A 22523-nucleotide genomic window follows, 5' to 3' on the forward strand; every position below is an offset into this window, starting at 1 on the left:
GCCGCCGCGTCGCGTGCCTGCTCGGCGGCCTGGCGGGCCGCCTTGGCCTGTCCGGCGTCCGACACCGCGGCGTTCGCCGCGCGGTAGGCGCGGGACGCGGCCTGGCTCGCCGCGGCAGCGGCGGAGGCGGCGTTGGAGGCGGCGCGCGCTGCCGTACGGGCCGCGGCCACCGCGTTGTTGGAGGCGCGGATGGCGGTACGGGCCGCATCGGCGGCGCCCTCGGCGGCCTGTGCGGCCTTGGTGGCGAAGCGGCCGGCCTTGTCCGCGTCGGACTTGGCCGCCGCGGTCTGCCGCGCCGCCTCCTCGGCGGCCGCCTTGGCCTTCGCCGCGGCCTTGTCCGCGACCTCGGCAGCTTCCAGTGCCTCGTCGGTCTGGACCTTGGCCTTCTTGCCGGCCTCGGTGGCGACTCGGGCCAGCTGCCCGACCGTCATCGATTCCTGGTCACGCGCCCGGGCCAGTTCCTGGCCGCGCTCCAGGAACTCGGCGATCTCCTCCGCGTCCCCGTTCAGCGCACGCTCGGCGGCCTGCTTGACGGCCGGTCCGCCGGAGTTCATCACTTGCAGGACTTCGAAGCGGTTGTCCTCGTTGGTGGCCTTCTCCAGGCCCTCCTGGAGGAACTTCTCCAGCACCGCGGGGGCGCCGTCGTCCAGGGCCCGCTGGCCCTCGCGGTTGACGGCCTTGCCGCCCGCGTTCATGGCGCGCAGGACCGCGAAGCGCCGGTCGTCCTGGAGCGGCTTCTCGTATCCGTCCTTGACGAAGGCGAGGACCTCTTCGTCGGAGCCGGTCAGAGCCTTGTCCGACGCGGCGGACACGCCCTTGCCGGCGCTCGCCATCGTCTTGAGGATGGCGAACCGGGCGTCTTCCACCTCGGCCCGGTGCAGCGCACCGCCGAGGAACGCGTTCATGTCGGCGGCCGAGCCGGTCAGCGCCTTGGCGGCCTCCCGCTTGGTCGCCGCGCCGCCGGCCTTCCAGGCCTCCACGGCCTGCGCGCGGGCGTCCCCGGCGGGCGCCCCTTCGCCGGGTTGTGCCGGGAGCGCGTGCGCCACGGTCGTACCGAATATCACCGCTGCCGTGGCCGCTGCGGCCACGGCGGTGAGTCTGCCGCGCAGCTGCCGAACTTGGCGCGACATGCTTGACGGTTTCATGTCAGGTGCTTCCCCATCCGGGATCTCTTGTTGAAGTCGAGAAGCGCGGCCACGCGTTCGGAAAGATGATCACACACGCAAAACCTTGACAATGGGGGCTTCTTGCGAGTGGTGAGCCCGTGAGCGGAAGCGGAGCGACGGGCGCGGAGCGTCAACCACCGCCCGGGTAAAGGGAGTTGGGGGTGGAGCGGTACCCGGGTATCGATGGATACGTGAGCCGATAAGTGGACGGGTGACGCTTTGATAACAAAGCTCCAGGGTTTGATGATGTGTGACGCCGAGTGATAATCCTTCCGCTGGGGGGCGGTTTGCTCCCTTCAGCCTTCACCAACCGAAACGTGAGTCATCGATGCGGATACCCCTGCGACCGCTGGCCGTCGGCCTGACCGGAAGCGCCCTCGTCGCCGGCGCCGTCCTGCTGACCGGAGCGGCCAGTGCCGCCGACCAGACCTCGGGCCCCCGCGCGGACCGGATCTCGGTCGCCGCCGGCTCGTCCGAGCAGCCCCCGCTCGCCATCGAGGACTTCTCCTACCCCGGTGCGGACCGCATCCTCAAGGAGAAGAACCTCAAGCTGAAGCACGGTGACGGCCACATCGTCCTCGCCGAATGCGACAGCAGCCCGAACCTGCTTCGGTTCATCGCCCGCGACCGCGCGGACTTCTGCTTCAAGGTCTCCGGGGACAGCGGCTACCTCGCGCTGGAGGTCCCCGCGGTCGGCGGCGTGCAGAGCCACGACTACAAGGCCAAGGTCAACATGACCGTCGGCACCGAGAAGAAGTCCTTCGACGTCCCGAAGAACTCCTGGAAGGGAATCGGCGAGAACGCCGACCCCGCGGGCCGGGAACACACGCTGCTCGAAATCATCGCGAGCAAGTAGTCCCGTCCGGGTCCGGGCTCCCCGCCAGGCGGGCCCGGGCCCCTGTCAGGCGCTGCCGTGCCGGCCCTCGTGTGCGCCGCGCGCCTTTCCCGCCCCCTCCCAGCAATCTCCCTCCCAAGAATTGAGGAAGCAAAAGTGTTTGGCAGACGTCCGCGCGCCGCGTGGCTCACCGGACTGGCCGCGACCACTGTCGCAGCCGGCGTCCTGACCGGCACCCCGGCCAACGCTGTCGTGGGTGACGCCGCCAAGGACGGGACGTACCCGTTCACGGCGAAGCTCGACATCGGCAGCGGCCAGCGCGCCTGCACCGGCGCCCTGGTCGATGCGCAGTGGCTGCTCACGGCCGCCAGCTGCTTCGCCGACAAGCCCGGCCAGGACCAGGTCGCCGCCGGCAAGCCGAAGCTGGCCGCCTCGGCCACCATCGGCCGCACCGACCTGAGCGGCAAGGGCGGACAGGTGCGCACCGTCACCGAACTCGTGCCGCGTACGGACCGGGACCTGGTGATGGCGAAGCTGTCCGCACCGGTCGACGACATCGCCCCGGTCACCGTCGCCTCCGCCGCTCCCGCCAAGGACGACACCCTGCGCGTGGCCGGCTACGGCCGCACCAAGGACGAGTGGGTCCCCGGCCGCCTGCACAGCGGCGGCTTCTCCGTCGACGCGGTGGACAAGACCACGCTCGCCGTCACCGGCAAGGACGGTGCGAGCGTCTGCAAGGGCGACACCGGCGGCCCGGCCCTGCGCGAGACGCAGACCGGCGGGTACGAGCTGGTCGCGGTCAACAGCGCTTCGTGGCAGGGCGGCTGCTTCGGCTCCGAGGAGACCCGTACGGGCGCCGTCGAGACCCGCGTCGACGACGTGCACCGCTGGGTCCAGCAGATCCGGCTGACGGCCCTGCACAGCGGTGTCACCGATGTCGTCACCAGCGCGGACTTCAACGGCGACGGCCGTCCCGACGTCGCAGCCGTCCTCGACGACAAGAACCTGCACGTCTTCTACACCGGCCCGGACGGCACGCTCGAATACGGCCGCGAGCTGTGGAACCACGACGGTTCCTGGGGCCGCAAGCGCGCGATGACCGCCGGCGACTTCGACGGCGACGGCCTGACCGACATCGCCGCCCTCAACGTCGACGGCTACCTCGACCTGTACCCGGGCACCAAGAGCGGCAAGCTGGGCTCGCCCCGCTCGATGGCCAAGGAAGGCTCCTGGAAGACCGTCTCCAAGTTCGCCCGCTACAAGGCCGACGACTCCGGCCGCGACGGCCTGGTGGGCATGTGGAACGACGGCTCGCTGTACGCCTACACCACCGCCGCCGACGGCCGCCTGTCCGGCTTCAAGCGTCAGGTCTGGCACGACAAGACCTGGTCCAAGAAGCACCTGACCACCGCCGACTTCAACGGCGACCACCGCGACGACATCGCGGCGGTCTCCCAGACCGGCGGCCTGGGCCTGTACACGGGCAACGCCAAGGGCGCGTTCGACTACGACAAGGCGATGTGGCCCGACGAGAGCTGGGGCGGCTTCCGGGCCGTCATGGGCGGTGACTTCAACGGCGACGGCAAGGCCGACATCGCCGCCATCAACAGCTCCGGCGGCCTGTACCTCTACCCGGGCAACGGCAAGGGCTCCCTCGGCTCGCGCACTGCCATGTGGCCCAGCACGTCCTGACCCCCGCACCAGCGCATGACGAGAGGGGCACCCGGCCAGGACGGCCGGGTGCCCCTCTCCGTTCTGCCCCCTGGCCAGGCAGGCGCCCCGCGCGGTGCTCGCTCGTTACGGCTGGTCACGCTCGACGGTGGCGGATGAGACGCGCCGCGATTGCGGTGCGGGCCGGAAAGTGTTCCAGCGCCGCGTCCACGTCAGCTCACCGCCAGGCCCGGCCTGGTCATTCCGTACCGTCGCCAGCGCGGCCGGGCCGAACTCCCGGCGTGGAAGCCACCTGGCACGATGACCTCATGAGTGCCAATGAATCACGGGAATCCGTGCCGACCGTCAACGTGCGGCTGTGGCGCGCCGATGCCCTCGTGCTGTTCGACTGGCTGAAGAGCACCGACCTGAACGCCGTGACGATCACGCACCCGGCTCAGAAGCAGGCGCTCGCAGATCTGCTGTCCCGGTTCGCGTGGGCATGCGATGCAGACATCACGGAATCCACTGCGGAAGAGATCGCCGCAGCCCAGGAAGAGGTGGCCAAGGACATGGGCTGGTAGATGTCTGGGACGGTGCGTGGCGAACCCATGGACGATGGGGGGAGCTGACCGGAGCGTTCCTGCCGGTAGGCAGGTCGGTCGCGGTCGCGGTCGGGCGCCGGTCACCGTACCTCGTCGAATGCCATTCCGCGCAGTTCGGCGCGGGACCCCACACCCAGTTTGGGGAACGCCTTGTAGAGGTGGTAGCCCACGGTACGGGGACTCAGAAAAAGGCGCGCGCCGATTTCGCCGTTGCTCAGCCCTTGTGCCGCGAGATGTACGACCTGATGTTCCCGCACGGTGAGGGAGGTCTCGTCGGCGGCCTTGGCAGGCGCGGCGGCCCGGGCGGAGCGGTCGCCCGCCGCTGCCAGTTCCATACGGGCCAGCCGGGCCCACGGCAGGGCGCCGATCCTGTGCAGATGGTTTTCGGCCAGCCGCAATTGCTTGCGGGCGAACTTGATGCGGCGCTCGCGGCGCAGCCACTCGCCGTACAGCAGCAGGGTGCGGCCCGTTTCGAAAGGGGAGACGTCGGCCTTGTCCAGGGCGGCGGTGAAGAGTTCTTCGGCGCGGTCGCCGTGGGCGAGCAGGGCTTGACAGCGCAGCCGGGCCGCGAGCAGATGCGGGCCGTCGTGCGGGTGGAGGCCGCCGATGCGCCGTAGTGCCTCCTCGGCGCGCCGGGGTTCGCCGGCCCGGACGCCGGCCTCGACGTAGTCGGGGAGGACGAGGCGGCGCAGCATGAAGTGGCCGGCCGTACCGCCTTCCGCGCAGACCTCGCCCAACAACTGCGCTGCGTGCGCCGGCCGGCGCTCGGCCAGGCTGTTCAGGCCCAGTGCCCAGTGGCCGAGCGTCACCGCGCTGGCGATGCGGCGCGGTACGGCGATGTCCAGGGACTCCCGCGCCAGGAGCAGACAGCGGGCACTGTCACCCTGGGCAGCGGCCATCCAGGCGAGCATCGCGCGGAGGTGGCTCGCGGCGCCGAGCTGTCCGGTCTCCAGGGCCAGGGAGAGGGCTTCGTTGCCGTGGGCGGTGGCCTCGGACCACGGGCCGGTGACCATTTGGAGGGCTACCAGCGGCGCCAGAGACATGGGCAGCGCGCCGATCGCGCCGTTGCGGCGCAGGGTGTCCACGGCCCGTTGGAGGGTGTCGCGCAGGGGCAGGGTGGCGTTCAGCAGGTGCGGCAGGAACGTCGGCGGCCAGACCCACGGGCGGGGGTCCTCGGGGCGGATCCAGGTGTCGGGGATGCGCGCGCCGCGTACGTCGGCGTCGGCGGAGCCCGGGGGAGCGGTGGTGCGGTCGGCGGCCAGGCCGCTCAGGTACCGCAGGTGCCGGGCGAGCGGATCGGGGGACTCGCCCCGCTGAACGCCGGTACGGTCGCCGTCCGGCGTGGCCAAACGTTCCAGCAGACCGGCCACGTGTGCCAGCCGGCCGGGATCGTCGGCGACCCACGCGGAGCGGGCGGCCATGGCCAGGGTCTCCCGGGCGTGGTACGGATCGGAACGCCCGGTCAGCTCGGCGCCTTCGAGGAGTGTCACGCACGCTATGGACGGGTCGCCGGAGGCATGGGTGATGGTGCCGCGCACCCGCACCAGCCGGGCCCGCAGAGCCGGCCGGTCCACCAGCGGCTCCGCCTCCTTGAGGAGGGCCTCGGCCTCGGCGGCCTGGGCCGCGGTCCAGGCGCAGTCGGCGGCGTCGATGAGCAGCTGGGCCCGTAAAGGGGGCGACGGCGCGAGGGCGGCGGCGCGGCGCAGGGCCTTGGCGGCGGTGGCGACGCCCCCGGTGGACCGGGTCCGGGCGGCCATCTCCGCCAGCAGGTGGCAGACCTGCTGGTCCGGGCCCACGGCTGCGGCGGCTCGATGCCATACGTGCCGGTCGTCGCCCGCGTCGAGGGTCTCGGCCAGGGCGATGTGCGCGGCGCGGCGCAGGCTCAGGGGCGCGCCCTGGTAGAAGGCGGAGCGGACCAGGGGATGCCGGAAGCGCAGGTGCTGCTGGTCGAGGGTGAGCAGGCCCGCGCTCTCCGCGGCGGCCAGTTCGTCCATGGCCCGGTCGGTGTCGCCGGCGGCGCGCAGGATCACGGCCAGTTCACCTTCGCCCTCGGCCGCGGCCAGCAGGCAGGCGTTGCCCGGCCGGGCGAGCAGGTCGCTGATCCGGTGCCGGTAGAGCCGTTGCAGCCGTTCGGTGAGCGGCAGTTCCTCGGGCAGCGCCGCCGCGCCGTCGAGCTGGGCGCGGCTGAGGGCGAGGGGGAGTTCCGTCAGGGCCAGCGGATTGCCGCCGGCCGCGCGCAGCAGCCTGTCGCGGGTGGCGGGGGCGGTGTGCGGCAGGTGCCGGGCCAAGAGGGTCGTGGCGGCGGCGGGGGCCAGCGGGCCGACGGGCAGCTCGGCCAGGCCCGGTGCGGGAAAGGGGCGCGAGCCGTCGCGTACGGCGAAGACGATGCCGACGGCTTCCGCGCCCAGACGCCGGGCGACGAACAAGAGGGCGTCCGCCGACGGGGCGTCGAGCCATTGGGCGTCGTCGACCAGGAGCAGCAGCGGGGTGGTACGGGACGCCTCCGACAGGAGGGTGAGCGCGGCGAGCGCCACCAGGAACCGGTCGGCGGGGGCGCTCTGCAGGCCGAAGGCCGAGCGCAGGGCGACGCTCTGGGGCGGCGGAAGCCGGTCCACGGAGCCGAGTAAGGGCAGGAGTAACTGATGCAAAGCAGCGAAGGGGAGTTCGGCCTCGCTCTCGACGCCGACCGCGCCGAGCACCGTCACGTCCGGCTGCGCCTCGTGCCTCAGCTGCTGCAGCAGTGCGCTCTTGCCGATACCGGCCGCGCCTCTCAGGACAAGAGAGCCGCTCCGGCCCTCCCGCAATGCGGCAGCGATCTGCGTCAGTTCACGTTCTTCCTGCTCACGCCCGACGAGCATTCGGTGTGCCTCTCTCGGTGACCGCCCCCCGTCGACTGATGCATTGACTGATGCGCGGCGGTTCATGCCGTCCCGTTACGTGATCCTCGCCCGCCGTGCCGTACAGAAAGCGCACAGAAAGACTCGTAACCCGACAGATGCCCGGCCGTCGGTCCCCGGCGGAAGGTAGCTGCCGAGGCCGATCACCGGATGCTTTGCACAGAGCACCGACTCGGCCGCACAGGACCGTTCTCACGAGGAATGCACGCCTGGCGTGGGTGGATATATGTCGGTATCTGAAGTGGATTCGAGTCACGCTCAGCATGCGGCGGAAGCGCCGCACTCCGGCCCACCGGGCCCGTTCGAGGTGGTGGACGGCCGGCTGGAGCCCGCCGAGATCCTGGCGGCGGTGCGTACGGTGATCGCCGGCCAGACCTGGCCCCGGGGGCCGGCTCGGCTGGAGGACGAAGGGCCCGGCCGGTGCACCGTGCGCGTCGAGGACACCGCCTTGACGATCCGCAGCGCCCCCCTGCCGCACCGGCCACCCGGCACGCTCGACCCCGTTCCGTCGGGACCCGGCGACCGCCGCGTGCTGGTGACGGCGTCCGGACCGCTGCCTCCCCGTGCGCAGACGGTGTTCGCCGCGCTCGTGGAAGAGCTCGGCCGGCGGGCCCGCTGCTACACCGACGCCGAGATCGCTTCCATCGTCGACGCGATGCCGCTGCTCAGCCGCTTCGACGCCCCCGAACCGGCCCTCGCCGACTGGGCCCTGGTCTTCCGCGACCACTACGTGGAGAACAGCGTCGGCTTTCTGCTCGCCATGGAAAGGGCCGGGCTCGACCCCGCGTGGGTCTACGCCCTGTCCAAGGGCGACCGCACCCTGCACCGCGACCGGGTGCACGCGTGGTTCGTGCATCGCGGCTACGCCAGCGACGTGCTGGACAACTCGGTGATCAACGGTACGGCGGACGAGTCCGCCCGTGCCGAGGCGCTGGCGGTCGACGCCCGTGTGGAGGACTTCATCCGCCGGGCGCACGCCGTCGGCCGCAGGGTCCTCGTCATCGACGACGGCGGCCTGCTCGCCCAGGGCCGCGGGAGCGACAACGGCCTCGTCGAGCGGGTGGACGCGGCCATCGAACTCACCGTCAGCGGTCTCAAGCGCATCAGGAACGCCCCGGGCCGGCTCGCCGTCCCGGTACTGAACATGGCCCGCTCGCGCCTGAAGTCGCACCTGGGCTACAACGAGATCGCCGACTCCTGCATCCGCCGGCTGCGGGCCATCGTCCCCGGCGAGAAGTTCATCGGACGGCACGTCCTGCTCCTCGGTTACGGCACGCTCGGCAAGCGCGCGGCGCAGGCGCTGCGCGGGCTCGGCTGCCGCGTCCACATCGTCGACACCGACATCCTGGCGCTCATCACCGCCGCGGAAGACGGCTTCGAGACGCACCGCACCATCGCCCAGGCGCTCACCCTGCACCGCCCTTTCCTCGTCGTGGGCAGCAGTGGCGGCACCGCCATCACCGAGCAGGACGTACCGCTGCTGCCCGACGGCACGTTCCTGGCAGGCTTCGCCACCAAGGACTTCAGCGTGCTCAGCGAGGGCCGCTGCGGTGCCACGGCGACACCCGTCCCGCACGTCGGGGTGCGCCACCACCTGCCGCACGGCGCGACGGTCACCCTGCTCGGCGACGGCCGCTCACTCAACCTCTTCGAGTACGAGGGCATCGCCAACCGGGGGTACGACGCGTACCGGGCCGGAACCCTGCTCGCGGCGAAGAGACTCTGCCGCGACGCGGATTCCTTCCCCCCGGGGGTCCACCTCGACGTCGTCGACGAACTCATCGACGAGGCTGGACTCTTCGCCGCGTACTACGACTGCTACCTGCGCGACGGGCAGCCCGGCGGCACCCGCCCGTACGGCACCGCCGCCGCGCCCGCGGGGGACGCACATGCCCACTAGGACACACGTGTGCGTCATCGGCCACGGTGTCGCGGGCCGGCTGCACCACCAACTGCTCACCGGGCTGGGCGTACGCGTCACCGTCGTCGACCCGTTCGCCGCCACGCTGCCGTCCGCCACCCCCGCCGTCACCCGGATCGAGGACGTACCGCACGATCCGCCGGTCGACGTCTGGTCGGTGTGCACGCCGACCGCCGCGCACCTGGAGACGGTCGCCGCCGTACTAGAGCGGGACCCACGCGCCCGGCTGCTGGTGGAGAAGCCGGTCTGCCGTTCCTGGGAGGCTCCCGAGCTGTCCGCCCTGCTCGCCACGTACGACGAGAGCCGTCTGGTGGTGATGAACCAGTACGCGCACACCACGGCACTGGGCGTACTCAAAGCCGCCATGAAGGAGTGGGCGCCGGGCCACCCCGTCGACACCGTCCGGATCGCCTTCGCCAAGGACCGGCGGGCGGACATAGCGGCGGGCCGCTTCGTCGACCGGGACTACGGCGTGTTCGGCTACGAGTGGCTGCACATGCTCGCCCTGTTGGGCGGGATCCTGCCGCGCCACGTCCAGCACCGCTACCTGACCGCCGACCCCCGCCCGGGGGACCTGCGGGTCGCCCATGACCCGGAACTGACCAGCGTCGCGGCCCACGACCTGTCCCGCCCGGACGGTGGCCCCACCGTGGAGCTGTACTCGACGATCACCGGGCCCCGGGCGGCACCCGGCTGGACGGTGCCCGCGTGGTGCCCCCGTCCGCTGCCGGGCCGCGAGAGCCGGCAGCGGCTGGTACAGGTCGGTGCCGGCCCGGTGCGCTTCACCCTCGAACTGGCCCCGGTCAGCCTGCCCGGCGGCACTCCACTGCCCCGCAACATGCACCGGCTCACCATGTGGCGGCCCGCAGGCGAGCGCGAGTGGCTCATCCACGACTCCCCCATGGAGAACGCCCTGCGCTGGGCCCTGTCCGCGCTGTTCGCCCCGGGAGTGCGCCCGGAGGCGGACCTGCGCGGCATCGGCCGTATCAGCCGGCTCGCCGCCCTGGCCCGCAGCCGTGAGCGGCTGCCCGTCGGCGCGCTCAGCCGCCGTGTCCCGGACCCGACTGTGGAAGTGAAGCCATGAGCAGTGTCTGCCTCGTCATCCCCAGCAACCCCTTCGACCAGTACTTCATCCAACTGCCCCTGGACGCGGTGACCGCGGCCGGCCAGTTGCGGGCCGCGGGCCACTCCGTCACCATCTGGGACCAGCGCCTCCAGGACGCGCCGGCCGACGCCGCGTATGACGTACTGGTCGTCTTCACGGCCATCGCGGACCGGGCCCAGTGCTACCCCCTCGACCTGGACCCGGTACGGGCGGCCGTGGAACGGGCCGTCGCCCGCTTCCCCGCGGCCCGCACCGTCGCGGTCGGCCCGCACGGCACCCACCTGCCCGGATCGACCCGCGCCGACCTCGCCGTCGATCACATAGCCGTCGGCGAGACCGACTCGGCGACCGTCGGCGCGGTCGCCGACGTACTGGCGGGCGTCGAAGAGCCGGTGCTGTGCGACCGCGGCGCCCCCACAACCTGCTGGACTCCCCGGACTCCCGCCCGCGGCCCTACCCCAACATCCCCCTCGACGCCTTCGCCTTCCCCGCCTTCGACCTGGTGCCCACCGCCGACTACACCGCCGAGGTCATCTCCGGCGGGCTGCCGCTCCCCGGCCCGTGCGGCATGGTCCTGGCCGCCCGCGGCTGCACGTACGGCTGCACCTTCTGCCACCTGCCGTTCGGCACCCGCATGCGCAACCAGCCGCTGGACCGGGTGCTGGCGGAGATCGGCGCCCAGCAGGCCGCGGGGCTGGAGTTCGTCTTCTTCCTCGACTATGTCTTCGGCATCAACCGCACCTTCTACGGCGAGCTGTGCGAGCGACTGCGCGGCCGCGGCCTGGGCTGGGTGGGACAGACCCGGGCGGAGATCGTGCTCAAGAGCGACGTGTCCCAGTGGGCGCGGGCGGGCTGCCAGGGCATGTGGCTGGGCGCCGAGTCCCCCGCCATCGCCGGTACCGGCGTGCGCAAGCGGGTCAGCGAGGAGCAGATCAGCCAGGCGGTGATCAAGCTGCGCGACGCCGGCATCGTGCCCTTCGCGTTCGTCCTCATGGGCCTGCCGGACGACGAGGCGTGCGTCTCGGGCCGGCTGGTCGACTGGGCCGCCGGACTGCCGGCCTGGTTCGGCATCAACCAGCTCTACCTGCGGCCGGGCACCACGCTCTACGACCAGCTCGCACCCGCGCACAACGGCGGCCGGACACCGACGACCTGGCGGGAGGTGCAGGAAGTCACCCGGCACTACCGCGCCACCTACCCGGCCGACCTGGACGCCCAGCAGCAGAGGCTGACCGAGCTGCCGAACTACCTGGGCAACGCCATCGTCCCGGCGGCGGGGTGAGCGCCGTGCTGCGCTTCGGCATCATCGGATGCGGTGTGCTCGGCTCCTTCCTCGGACGGCTGCTGACCCATGAGCGGGAGGGGCTGCCGGACGCGGCCCGGCTGACGGCGGTGGCCGGCCGCGACCCACAGCGCACCAAGGACACGGCCGACGCCCTGGGCTGCGACCCGCTGACCGTCACCGACCTGCTCGCCCGTCCGGACATCGATGCCGTGGTCGTGTGCACCCCGAGCGGCACCCACGCCGAGCTGGGCGTCCGGGCGCTGCGCGCGGGCAAGCACGTACTGGTCGAAAAGCCCATCGACGTCACCCCCGAGGCCGCCGACCGGCTGCTGCGTGCCGCACGAGAGACCGGCCTGACCCTCGGCGTCGTCTCCCAGCACCGCTTCGACCCCGCCGTCCGCATCGTCAAGTCCGCCGTGGACAACGGCCGCTTCGGGCGTCTGACCTCGCTCGTCGTCGAACTGCCGTGGTGGCGCGAGCAGGCGTACTACGCCGTCGGCTCCTGGCGCGGCACCCGGGAACTGGACGGCGGCGGCGCCCTGATCAACCAGGCCGTGCACCTGGTCGACCTGGCCCAGTGGCTGGCCGGGCCGGTCACCGAGGCCACCGCCCACACCGGGCTGCTGGCACACCACGACATCGAGGTCGAGGACGTGGCGACCGCGAGCCTGCGGTTCGCCTGCGGCGCGCAGGGCGTGCTGCTGGCCACCACGGCCGCGTACCCGGGACGCACCGCTCGCCTGGCGGTGCACGGCGACCGCGGCAGCGCGGTGATCGACAACGACGAGCTGGTCTACTTCCACGCGGCCCGGGACGGCGAACACGCCGCGGTCTACGGGGCGTTCGACGCGGGCAACCAGGTCGCGGACATCCTTCCACGGCAGCGGACCGAGCTGGTGCGCGACCGGAGCGGGCTGTTGTACCAGCCGCACCGCGACCAGATCGCCGACTTCTGCGCCGCCGTGCGCGAAGGCCGTCCACCCCTGGCCGACGGACCCGGCGCCCGCCGGGCGCTGGAAGCGGTGACCGCCGTCTACGCCTCGGCCCGCGCCGGCACCGCGGTCCGTACCCGCCATGACGCTCCCACGGATCCTGCCGGCTCCGCCGACAGGCCGGACGCCCCCGAAAGGACAGCACCGTGACCGAGACCGCGCCCGCGCAACTCGTCACCGACGCCGCGCCGCGACCCACCGCGCAGGACCGCAAGGCCGCGCTCGCCGGGCTCTTCGACCGCAGCGCGCCGACCTACGAGCGGGTCGGCGTCGACCACTTCGCCGAGCTGGGGCGGCGCCTCGTCGGACACGCCGCAGTCCTCCCCGGCGACCGGCTGCTGGACGTCGGGTGCGGCACCGGCGCCGTACTCGTCCCGGCCGCCGAAGCGACCGGCTCCACCGGCAGTGCGACCGGCGTCGACCTGTCCTCCGGCATGGTCGCGCGCTCTCGCGAGGCGCTGCGTGAGGCGGGCCTGACACACGCCCACGCGGTGGTCGCCGACGCCGAGACGATCGACTGGGACGCCGGGGAGCACGCGGTGCCGCCGCCCGCGAACGGGTCGCTCGACGCCGTGTTCGCCGGCATCTCCCTGTTCTTCTTCCCGCACCCGCACCAGGCCGTGGCCCGCTACCGGGAACTGCTGTCCCCCGGGGGCCGGCTCGCCATCTCGTGGTGGGGACGGCCGGACCCCCGCTGGGACCCGGTCTTCGCCGCCAGCGCGCCCTACGGACGGGGAGGCTCCTCGCACGCCTTGCCCGAGGACAGCCCCTTCCGCTCCGTCGACGCGCTGCACACCATGCTGAAGGAGGCCGGTTATGCCTCCGTGGAGACGGACGAGCAGCAGTACGTGACCCGTTTCCGAGGAGCGCACCAGTGGTGGGACTGGGTGTGGTCCACCGCCGGGCGGATGTTCTGGGAAGGCGTACCGGCCTCGTCGATGGAGCGCGCCAAGGCGGCGGTCGACGCCGAGCTCGACCGGCTGCGGGCCCCCGACGGCAGCCTGACCAACACCTCGGCGGTGCGCTTCACGATCGCGCGTACGCAGCCGTCGACGGCCACGGAGACGATGCCGTGACGGGGGTCGGCGAGACGGTACGGGCCGATACCCGGGCAAGCTGTGAGGCGGCACGGGCCGATGCCGGGGCGGGGAGCCGTGAGGTGGTACCGGCCGATGCCCGGACAGGGATTCATACGGTGGCACAGGCCGATGCCCGGGCGGCCACCGCCCCTGCCCCCTGCCCCCTCTTCTCCCCGCGCTGGCTCCGGTGCGCCGCCGAACTGACGGGCGCCGGCCCCCTGGACACGTCATCGGCGCCGGCCCTGGGCCTGTGCCTCACCGACGCCCCGGCCGGCACCGCCGATCGCATCCTCGTCCGGGCCGACCTGTCCGCCGGCCATCTGCGCTTCACCGGCGAGGGCTGGGACGAACGGCCCACCCTGGTACTCACCCTGAGCGTCGCGGACGCCGCCGTCCTGTTGTTCGGGGACGGCAGACAGCGGGTGCAGTTGTTCGAACATGGTGGGCTGCGTCTGGAAGGCGTCTTCCTGTTCGTCTTCTTCTTGGACCGCATGCTCCAACAGGACCGGTCCGGCGTCCTGGCCCGGCTGCGGACCGTGACCGAGGGCCTGGCTCCTGCCGCGGGCCACGGCCCGGCCGCCGCGCAGGGGACATCCGCGGGAACCGGTCGCCGCCCGTCGTACCCGCCGGAGTCCGAAACCGGCGACGAGGACCCGGACACGGAGGCGAGAAGGCAGGCTGAACGGCTGCTGCCGCGCACCATGTCCGTACTGCGCGACGAGATCGGCCGCAGTACGCCCGGCGCGCAGTTCGCCATCGCGCACCACGACTCGGGCACCAGGCTGTCCGTGGCCCTCGGCGACTGCCGGCCCGGCGTACCGTTCACCCGCGACGCCCTGCCGATCTGGTACTGCTGCTCCAAGCCGGTCGGCGCCGTGGCTGTCGGCCGGCTGTGGGAGCGGGGCCTGCTCGACCCGATGCGGCCGGTCGCCGCGTACCTGCCGTGGTTCACGGGCGACGGCAGGGAGACCGTCACCCTGTACCAACTGCTCACCCACACCTCGGCCGTGCCGATGGGGCTCGACCCCCTGCACGGCACCATGGCCGCACCCGTGGCGCTCCGCCGCGAGCAGCTGCGCGCGATGACGGTGCCCCGCGACGTCCGGCCGGGCACAAAGATCACGTACGGACCGTGGTGGGCGTGGTTCCTGCTCGCCGATGTGGTCCGGGCGGTCGACGGACGTGCCTACGAGCAGTTCCTCGCCGAGGAGGTCCTGGCGCCCTGCGGCATGCGCGACACCCGGGTCGTCCTCACACCGCGGGAGTACCGGCGTACGGCGGACCGGCTGCCGCTGATCCATGTCGCCGGGGGCGGCGCCCCCATCCAGCCCACCCACTGGTACGCCACCGAAGCGTCCTGCACCCGGCCCATCCCCGGACTCAACCTGCGCGGCCCGATGTCGGACCTCGCGCTGTTCTTCGAGGCGCTGATGAACGGCGGCCAGGGCCGGGTGGACCGCGTACTGCGGCCCCAGACCGTCATGGCGCTCACCGCCCGCCACCGGGTGGGCCTGGTCGACCCCTTCGGCAACGCCGACTGGGGACTGGGCTTTCGCAACGAGTCGCACCATCTGGGCGACATCTGCACGGCCTTCAGCCGCCACGCCTCGCTGCGCACGTTCGGCCACTACGGACTGTGGACTTCGGCGGCCTTCGCGGATCCTGACGCCGGACTCGTCGTGGCGCTGCACCTCAATGGCAAGACGTGGCAGGAGGAGCATCAGCAACGCATGATCGCGATCGGCGACGCCCTCTACGAAGACCTGGGCCTGGCGTGACCCGACCGTTTTCTCTCCTTCCTCCTCCCTCGGCCTTCCGGCCGACGGCCCTCCTTACTCACGACCACGAACGGAGTCCCGCATGACCAAGCCCCCGGTGTCCGACTCGCCGCACGCCATCATCGATCTCGCGGTCGCCCTCTGGAAGTCGAAGGTCCTGCTGAGCGCCGTGGAGCTCAACGTCTTCGCGACCCTGGCCCGGCAGCCGGCGACCGGTGCGGAGCTGTGCGCCCGCCTCGGCATCACCGGCCGCGGCGGCGCCGACTTCCTCGACGCCCTGGTGTCGATGGGCCTGCTGGAGCGGCAGGACGGCGTCTACCGCAACTCCCCGATGGCCGACCGTCATCTCGACCCCGGCAAACCGGGCACCGACATCTCGGGGTACCTGGAGTTCCTCAACGCGGGCTTCCCCTGCTGGGCCGGTCTCACCGAAGCCCTGCGCACCGGCGGACGGCTCGACTTCTCCCGCGCGCTCGCCGTATCCGGCGGTTCCGGCGAGGCGGCACCGGCCGACCCCGAACCGCTCGCCTCCGACGCCGGCAACGACACCTTCGGTGCCGCGTTCGCCGCCCCGGACCAGGTGACCGGCTTCCTGCGGGCGATGACCGGATACAGCATGGGCGCCAACCACGCGCTGGCCGAGACGTACGACTGGCGCACGGTCGGCTCCGTGGCGGACGTGGGCTGTGCCGAGGGCGCTCTGCTGGCCCAGATCCTCACCCGCCACGAGCACGTGGAAGGCATCGGCTTCGACCTGCCCGCGGTCGAAGCGGGGTTCACGGCCCACACCAAGCAGCTGGGCATCGCCGACCGGGCGCGGTTCGAGGGCGGGGACTTCTTCACCGGGCCGCTGCCGACGGCCGACGTCCTCATCATGGGCCACGTCCTGCACGACTGGGACCTGGACACGAAGAAGATGCTCATCCGCAAGGCGTACGACGCGCTGCCCCAGGGCGGTGCGCTGCTCATCTACGAGTCCCTGATCGACGACGACCGCAAAGCCCGTACCACCGGCCTGCTGATCAGCCTCAACGTCTCGCTGGTCTCCGCCGGGGGACTGGGATACACCGGCGCCGACTGCCGGGCGTGGATGGACGAGGCCGGTTTCCGGAACGCGTCCGTCCGCCACCTCGACGGTCCGGAGTACCTCGTCGTCGGTACCAAGTAGCCGGCATCGAAGGAGCGGGCGTGACGGGAGCGGCAGACGGGTGACGTGGGGGCGGGTGACGTGGGGGCGGGCAGGCGGACAGCCCGGCGTCCGGCTGCCGCCGTACGGTCGTTCGTCCGGCCGTCCCCGTCCGACCGCCTCCTCCGGGCTGCCCCACCCACCCCTCCACGGGGAGAGAGCGAGCACCGATGAACCACCCGGCCCGGCCCGGCGAGGCCGCACCTGACAGTCCCTGTGTCCCCGTTCCCCCCACGCCCGCCGACCACCTCGACCTCGCGAGAACCACCCAGCGCGGGCCGCTTCCCGATTTCCTGCCCACCGGGGACAGCGTCGCGGACGTCGTCCCCGTCGTCGCTCCCACGGGTGACCACATCTGGCTCGTCACCGGCTTCGGCCTGGGCCGCAAGGTCCTCACCGACGACCGGTTCAGCCGCGCCGCGGCGGTCGCCCCCACCGCACCGGCCATCCACCCGTTCCGGCCCGACCCGGCCGCCCTCACCAGCCTCGATCCGCCGCAGCACACCCGGCTGCGCAGACTGGTGAACCGATCCTTCACCCCGCAGGCCGTCGCCCGCCTGGAGGACGGCATCCGGCACACGGCCCGCCGGCTGCTCGCCGGCCGCACCCGCATCGACCTCGTCGCCCAGTACGCCATGCCCCTGTCGGCCATGACGATCTGCCGCGTACTCGGCGTCCCGGAAGCCGACCACGCGCGTTTCGCCGGCTTGGCGGACCGCGCCCTGGGCATCACCACCGGGATCTTCGAGGAGCAGAGCCTGGCCCGTGACGCGCTGCGCGACTACATCAGGGATCTGATCACCGAAGCCCGGCGCCGCCCCGGCGGCCACATGCTGGGCTCGCTGGCCACCGCGCACGACGAGAGCGGAGCGCTGAGCCACCAGGAGCTGACGGCCCTGGTCGAGCTGCTTCTCAACGCGGGCTACGAGACCTCCGTCGGCCAACTGGGCCTGGCCGTCGTCGCCCTGCTCGACCACCCCGAGCAGTGGCGCCTCCTGGCCACGGCGGCGCACCCGGAGCGCGCGTCGTCCGCGGCTGTGGAGGAAATGCTGCGCTACGCCCCCGTCGTACCGATGAGTTTCTCCCGCGTCGCGCGGCAGGACCTGGTCCTCGGCACGGTCCGGATACGTGCCGGAGAAGCCGTCGTGGTGTCCCTGCTGCACGCCGGTTTCGACCCGCGTACGCATCCGGACGCCTCCCGGCTGGATGTCACCCGCCCTCACGCCCGCCACCTGACCTTCGGACACGGCGCCCACACCTGCCTGGGCGCCCAACTGGCCCGCACCCAGCTGCGCGTGGCCCTGGAGGAACTGGCCGCGGCGGCTCCCGGCCTCACCCCGCGGGTCCCGCTGCCCTCCCTCCGCTGGCGGCGGCCCGAAGCAGTCGTCCGCGGGCCGGTCGCACTGCCGGTGACCCTCTCCGGGGACGCCTCGGGTACAAGGACGGGTTGACCGGTTGTCGAGGGCGTCGCGCTTGCGGCCGGCACCGGTGGTGTCGAGGCCGGGCTCGGAGCAGGGATGCGAAGGGCCCCGCACGGAACCGGGAGGTCCGGGTTCACGTGCGGGGCCGCTCACGGAGTGTGGGTCGTCAGACTCCGATCAGGGTGTACGTACCCGTACCGTCCGGCCGGCCGCTGGAGTACTGGCGTATGAACTCCCCGTCCGCGTACCGGTCATGGCCCATCATGGAGCCGGTGTACTTGTTCTGCACACCGATCTTCGAGCTGCCGGGTACGTCGCGGTAGATGTAGAACCGCTGGAGGTCGTCCTCCGCGCAGGGGGCCGTCTGCAGGACCGCCCGTTCGGTGGACGCGTTCTGCGAGGCGATGGTCGCGCACCCGCCGTTGCCCCAGTTCCACAGGGACGCCTCAAGAACCCCGTCGCGCTCCGTCACGTTGCACAGGCGCCAGTTGTCCAGGTGGGCGCTGAAGATCGACGAGGGCCGCAGGCGGACACCGTCGGCCGCCAGGAGCGGGGCGCCCCAGGACAGGGGCTTGCCGGGTACGGCGATCTTGTAGACCTGGGCCTGGCAGTCGAGAGCGGCCCGCGCGCCACGCCCGGTGGCCTTGGACTGTTCGGCAGACGTGCTGCCGGTGAGCGCCGGGTGCTGTACGGGGCGGTCCCGCACCTGCTTCGCCGTCGGCGCCACCGCACCCGCCGGGTGCTCGGCCTTCGCGGCGGCCGAGCCGCAGTCGAGGAGGGCCTGTGCCTTGGCCATGATGCTGCCCGGGGGCACCTGGTCCTGGCAGCGCACCGCGCCTTCCTCAAGGGTGGTGTAGGTGGTGAAGTTGCCGCCGTCGGGACCCTCGGTCCACTTCAACGCCCAGCTGCCGCCGCTCTGTTGCACGCGGTTGCAGTTGAGGCTCGCGTAGGTGCCGGTGACCTTCTTGGTGCCCTTGTAGGCGCCGTAGTAGCCGGGCTGGTTGAAGTTCCACGTGACCGCGTTCGACTCGGTGCTGGTGGAGGTGTAGTCGACCTTGACGTCCAGGCCCAGGGTCGCGCCGACCTTGCCGAGGGCCTCGGTGCCGAAACCGCCCTCGACCTTGCCGCTGAGGCCGACGGAGACCGTGATGGTCGTCTCGGTGGTGGTGGTGACGGTCTGGGTGCCGGTTGTGCCTTCGGTGACGTACCAGCCCTTGAAGTGGGTGATCGTCGGGGACACTTCGGTGGACTTGATGTACGGGTGGCGTCTGCCGAGGTCGGCCGCCGTACAGGTGTCGCCGGGCGCGGGCGTCTGCGCCGTCGTGGTGGTGGGTGCCGCGGCAGCCGGTGAGGCGGCGAGGCCCATGGCGGTGACCGCCACGGCGGCCGCCGTGGCGGTCACCGCCATGGGCGATCTTCCGACGTGTCTGACGGGTCTGGTGGGGCGCATCGTTGCCCATTTCCCCCTGGTCGTGTACATGTCCGGTCGTGGGTGAATGTAGCGGCCACAGGGGTGGTGACGTGAGGCCGGAACTGGCCACAAGAGCCGTGGAGGGGCTTATTCCGCCCTGGCGCAACCGGGCCGGTTCAGTCAGGGCCGGGCTTCACAGCCACCGCTTGGCTGCCTCGACGCTGTCGCCGCCGCTGGTGTTGAACGCGAGGGAGGCCCCTGGCGCATGCCGCCGGACCAGGTTCACGACCTGCTCGAAGAACGTCACAAGGGGTTCGGGCTTGCGTATCCCGCCCCCGATGACGACGACGTCCCACTCTTGTCGGGAGAGTGCCGCGACCACCGTGGTCTCGGCTGATGCGTCCGGCGCGATCAGCGTCATGGACGCGTCGATGGCATGGTCGCCGAAACGGGCCAGTTCCTTGTCCAGGACAGCGCGCATGGCGTCCCCGTCCATACCAGGCACTGCGTGAGGGTCGAAACCCAGAATGAGAACGGAAGGCATGCTGTACTGGACGATCAGTCCAGCGTGTCGGTTCCCGATACACGAAGTTGCCGTTCCCGCGTGAGACGGCAACTTCGCTCACCACCTTGTGAACAGCGCTCTAACGGCCGCCGAGACTGCTTCCGCCGTCGACGTCGAGGACGTGGCCGGTGATGAACCCCGCGTCGTCGGACAGCAGAAAGGCCACGGCCGCGGCGACGTCGTCGGGAGTGCCCAGGCGTCCCAGCGGGACCGAGGCGATGGCTGCGCGTTCCGCTTCGCTGCCGACGGGACGCGTACGGCGGAACAGTTCGGTCGCGGTGGGGCCGGGCGAGACCGCGTTGGAGGTGATGCCGTCCGGCGCGAGCTCCAGGGCCCAGGCACGGGTGCACCCCACGAGCGCGCTCTTGGCCGCCGCGTAGGAAGTCCGGTTCCTGGCACCGTACGTCGCCCGCGAGGTGATGTTGACGATGCGGCCGAAGCGCTCCGCGCGCATGCCCGGCAGCAGGGCCTGGACGATCTGGACCGATGCCCGCAGGTTCAGGTCCACCACCTGATGCAGGGTCGCCAGATCGAGGTCCTGGAGGGGCTGGGGCTCGGCGATTCCGGCGTTGTTGACGACCCGGCACACCGCGCGTTCCCGGGTGACCTCGTCCAGCAGCCGCGCGGTGGCGTCGGTGTCGGAGAGGTCGCAGCACAGGAACGTACCGGGAAACTCGCCTTCGGGCGCGGTCCGGGCCACGCCGATCACCTCGTACCCCGCCTTCGCGAGCCGCCGGGACAGCGCGAGCCCGATGCCCTTGCCGGCGCCGGTGACCAGTACGCGCGATACCTCTGACATGCCGTTCACCTTGCTCCCCGGTCTTCCGCTTGCCATGTTGTGCCGCGCCGTCGCGCCGGTCGGCGGCAAGGACCATCGTGGCTGGACAGCACCCTTGACCCTGCTGAAACGTGACAGCGAGTCTGTTCGAGGACAGAAGGCTCAGAAGCCTACTCCAGTCTCATGCTCCACCCCCGTATGGAGGTTGCATGGACGTCCGGATGAGCATCGAGGTCGACGGCGACCTCGGTGAACTTGAGGTACGTGAGATGGACGAGCTGCAGGTCAGCGGTTCGTCCACGGCCTACAACCACATCGCTGAGAACGTTTCAGGACGGATGGCATGGACCTTCTGCTGCTCTTTCCGCCGCTGACGGAGGCAACCCTGCTCTTCGAAGACGGTGGCCAGACCGTGCACGTCGTACCGCACGCCGTCAACCAGGACCTCCTGCGCTGGGTGAGGCATGGGATTCCTCGAAGTCACCGACCTGCGCCAGGGAACACAGCGGCGCGTCAGCATGCGCAAAGTGAACAAAGGGAAGCCGACGGCACTGTTGGACGGTGCCTCTGCCTCTGATTTTCGGCGAGGAGACATCGCGGCGTTCACGAAGGCAGGCCTCTTCACCAGATCGGCTCCCCTCCGTGGTGGCTGCCCTCCCGCATCACCCGCTGGCCGGTCGTGGGGTGACGGAGCGGAACAAGGGCCGCGAGAGCTGAGACCTGGGAGACGGTCAGTCGCACAGGGCGGCTGCGGGGGCTTTCTGCAGCCCCTTGCTCAGCGGGAAGGGGGGCTTTCCCTCCAGCTCGGCGCCGAGGTCGTAGACGTTGGCGGCGAGGACCAGCTGCCGTGCGCCGTCGGCGGTGGTCAGGGCGATGCTGAAGAACCCGGGACCGCCGCCGTCGGTCTCCCAGGCCGTGACCGAGTTGGCGTCCGGCTCCGTGCCGCACGACACGTCCATGCGCTGCACCCCGAGCCCGTACGCGGGAGCATCGGGAAACCGCACCGTGGTCTGGAGCTCGCGCTGCTGGGCCGGGCGCAGCAAGGCGCCGGTGAACAGCGCCCGGTGGAAGCGGGCCAGGTCGTCGGCAGTGGAGATCATGGCTCCGGCCGTCCAGTCGTAGGACGGGCTGAAACGGGTCAGCTCCCGGCCCTTGAGGTCGTAACCGTGCAGGTGCGGGCCGTGGATGTCCGGGTCGGTCAGCGGGAAGGAGGTGTGCCGCAGGCCGAGCGGCGCGAGGATCCGCCGTTGGATCTCGGCGGGCGCGCCGTGGTGGGTGACCGCCTCGATCACCAGCCCGGCGAGCAGGTAGTTGGTGTTGGAGTACTTCCAGCCGGTGCCGGGCGCGAAGTACGGTGCGTGCCGGACGGACCGGGCGATCACCTCGCGCGGGGTGTAGACGTGGCCCCAGTCGTGGTCCTTCAGGTAGGGGGCGAAGAACTCCGGCTCGTTGGTGGGGTCGTAGATCCCCGACGTGTGGTTGAGCAACTGGCGGATGGTGATGGCCGCGCCGTCGTTGCCGTTGCCCTGGACGACGCCAGGCAGCCACCTCTCCACACTGTCGCCGAGCGAGAGCCGCCCCTCGCCCTCCAACTGCAACAGCACCGTCGATACGAACGCCTTGGTGTTGCTGGCGATCCGGAACCGATGGTCCGGCCGCGCCCGCTCGCCGCGCGCCGTGTCCGCGAGTCCGGCCGCCGGCCGCGACTGCCGCTCTCCGCGCCTGACGTACGCCACCGCACCCGGGAAGCCGTCCGCGACCATCTGCTCCATGGCCTCCTGGAGACGGGCGGACGGTGAGGCCGGCGCCGTGGACCCGGCGGCAGCCGATCCCGTCTTCGCCAGAGGTA

The 22523-nt window shown here is 71.7% G+C and carries 18 protein-coding genes; 12 read left to right on the forward strand and 6 right to left on the reverse strand.

All coding sequences use genetic code 11. From position 1 onward, the window contains the following. On the reverse strand, positions 1-1130 hold a 1130-nt coding region (locus JXZ78_RS11235; RefSeq protein ID WP_238782833.1), incomplete at its 3' end, for an ALF repeat-containing protein. Positions 1131-1494: 364 nt separating this feature from the next. Here JXZ78_RS11235 and JXZ78_RS11240 point away from each other — a divergent pair. The 3 genes from JXZ78_RS11240 to JXZ78_RS11250 all read left to right on the forward strand — a co-directional run bounded on the left by JXZ78_RS11240 (position 1495) and on the right by JXZ78_RS11250 (position 4235). Next, positions 1495-2022 (forward strand): hypothetical protein, encoded by a 528-nt coding sequence (locus tag JXZ78_RS11240; protein WP_238782834.1) that lies wholly within the window; start codon positions 1495-1497, stop codon positions 2020-2022. A 135-nt stretch (positions 2023-2157) separates the two neighbouring features. Beyond that, on the forward strand, positions 2158-3693 hold the full coding sequence (locus tag JXZ78_RS11245; protein ID WP_238782835.1) for a trypsin-like serine protease: 1536 nt from the start codon (positions 2158-2160) through the stop codon (positions 3691-3693). A 287-nt stretch (positions 3694-3980) separates the two neighbouring features. Beyond that, a complete protein-coding gene (locus JXZ78_RS11250) occupies positions 3981-4235 on the forward strand; it encodes a hypothetical protein (RefSeq protein ID WP_238782836.1) in 255 nt (84 codons plus the stop codon). A gap of 101 nt (positions 4236-4336) precedes the next feature. Here JXZ78_RS11250 and JXZ78_RS11255 read toward each other — a convergent pair whose 3' ends face one another. After that, a complete protein-coding gene (locus JXZ78_RS11255; RefSeq protein ID WP_238782837.1) occupies positions 4337-7114 on the reverse strand; it encodes a helix-turn-helix transcriptional regulator in 2778 nt (925 codons plus the stop codon). Between the two features lie 280 nt (positions 7115-7394). On the opposite strand from JXZ78_RS11255, the gene JXZ78_RS11260 reads away from it, so the two are divergent. The 8 genes from JXZ78_RS11260 to JXZ78_RS11295 all read left to right on the forward strand — a co-directional run bounded on the left by JXZ78_RS11260 (position 7395) and on the right by JXZ78_RS11295 (position 17950). Further along, positions 7395-9053 (forward strand): Rossmann-fold NAD(P)-binding domain-containing protein, encoded by a 1659-nt coding sequence (locus JXZ78_RS11260; protein WP_308280997.1) that lies wholly within the window; start codon positions 7395-7397, stop codon positions 9051-9053. Continuing rightward, entirely contained in the window at positions 9043-10158 is a 1116-nt protein-coding gene (locus JXZ78_RS11265; RefSeq protein WP_238782839.1) for a Gfo/Idh/MocA family oxidoreductase, read from the forward strand. The genes JXZ78_RS11260 and JXZ78_RS11265 overlap by 11 nt, the downstream gene beginning before the upstream one ends. A 418-nt stretch (positions 10159-10576) precedes the next feature. Next, positions 10577-11461: a B12-binding domain-containing radical SAM protein gene (locus tag JXZ78_RS11270; protein WP_238782840.1), complete on the forward strand. Its 885-nt coding sequence runs from the start codon at positions 10577-10579 to the stop codon at positions 11459-11461. After that, the gene (locus JXZ78_RS11275; protein WP_238782841.1) at positions 11458-12606 is read left to right on the forward strand and encodes a Gfo/Idh/MocA family protein; all 1149 of its coding nucleotides are present in this window, start codon (positions 11458-11460) and stop codon (positions 12604-12606) included. Before JXZ78_RS11270 ends, JXZ78_RS11275 begins: the two co-directional genes overlap by 4 nt. Next, entirely contained in the window at positions 12603-13532 is a 930-nt protein-coding gene (locus JXZ78_RS11280; protein ID WP_238782842.1) for a class I SAM-dependent methyltransferase, read from the forward strand. The genes JXZ78_RS11275 and JXZ78_RS11280 overlap by 4 nt, the downstream gene beginning before the upstream one ends. A gap of 119 nt (positions 13533-13651) precedes the next feature. Beyond that, entirely contained in the window at positions 13652-15313 is a 1662-nt protein-coding gene (locus JXZ78_RS40710; RefSeq protein WP_238782843.1) for a serine hydrolase domain-containing protein, read from the forward strand. Positions 15314-15395: 82 nt separating this feature from the next. Then, on the forward strand, positions 15396-16481 hold the full coding sequence (locus tag JXZ78_RS11290; protein WP_238782844.1) for a methyltransferase: 1086 nt from the start codon (positions 15396-15398) through the stop codon (positions 16479-16481). 188 nt (positions 16482-16669) lie between these two features. Beyond that, positions 16670-17950: a cytochrome P450 gene (locus JXZ78_RS11295; protein WP_238782845.1), complete on the forward strand. Its 1281-nt coding sequence runs from the start codon at positions 16670-16672 to the stop codon at positions 17948-17950. A gap of 136 nt (positions 17951-18086) precedes the next feature. On the opposite strand, the gene JXZ78_RS11300 is transcribed toward JXZ78_RS11295, so the two are convergent. The 3 genes from JXZ78_RS11300 to JXZ78_RS11310 form a co-directional block, all read right to left on the reverse strand. Then, a complete protein-coding gene (locus JXZ78_RS11300; protein WP_238782846.1) occupies positions 18087-19328 on the reverse strand; it encodes a hypothetical protein in 1242 nt (413 codons plus the stop codon). A 196-nt stretch (positions 19329-19524) separates the two neighbouring features. Beyond that, on the reverse strand, positions 19525-19875 hold the full coding sequence (locus JXZ78_RS11305) for a hypothetical protein (RefSeq protein WP_238782847.1): 351 nt from the start codon (positions 19873-19875) through the stop codon (positions 19525-19527). 100 nt (positions 19876-19975) lie between these two features. Continuing rightward, positions 19976-20695, reverse strand: coding sequence for an SDR family oxidoreductase (locus tag JXZ78_RS11310; RefSeq protein WP_238782848.1), 720 nt, complete (start codon positions 20693-20695; stop codon positions 19976-19978). A 200-nt stretch (positions 20696-20895) separates the two neighbouring features. Between JXZ78_RS11310 and JXZ78_RS11315 the strand changes: the two genes are divergently transcribed. After that, complete coding sequence (locus JXZ78_RS11315; RefSeq protein WP_238782849.1) at positions 20896-21048, forward strand: hypothetical protein; 153 nt, start codon at positions 20896-20898, stop codon at positions 21046-21048. 357 nt (positions 21049-21405) lie between these two features. Here JXZ78_RS11315 and JXZ78_RS11320 read toward each other — a convergent pair whose 3' ends face one another. Further along, positions 21406-22446 (reverse strand): serine hydrolase domain-containing protein, encoded by a 1041-nt coding sequence (locus JXZ78_RS11320; RefSeq protein WP_238782850.1) that lies wholly within the window; start codon positions 22444-22446, stop codon positions 21406-21408. Between the last annotated feature and the right edge of the window lie 77 nt (positions 22447-22523).

This window comes from Streptomyces monomycini (assembly GCF_022271435.1).
Taxonomy (GTDB): Bacteria; Actinomycetota; Actinomycetes; order Streptomycetales; family Streptomycetaceae; genus Streptomyces; species Streptomyces monomycini.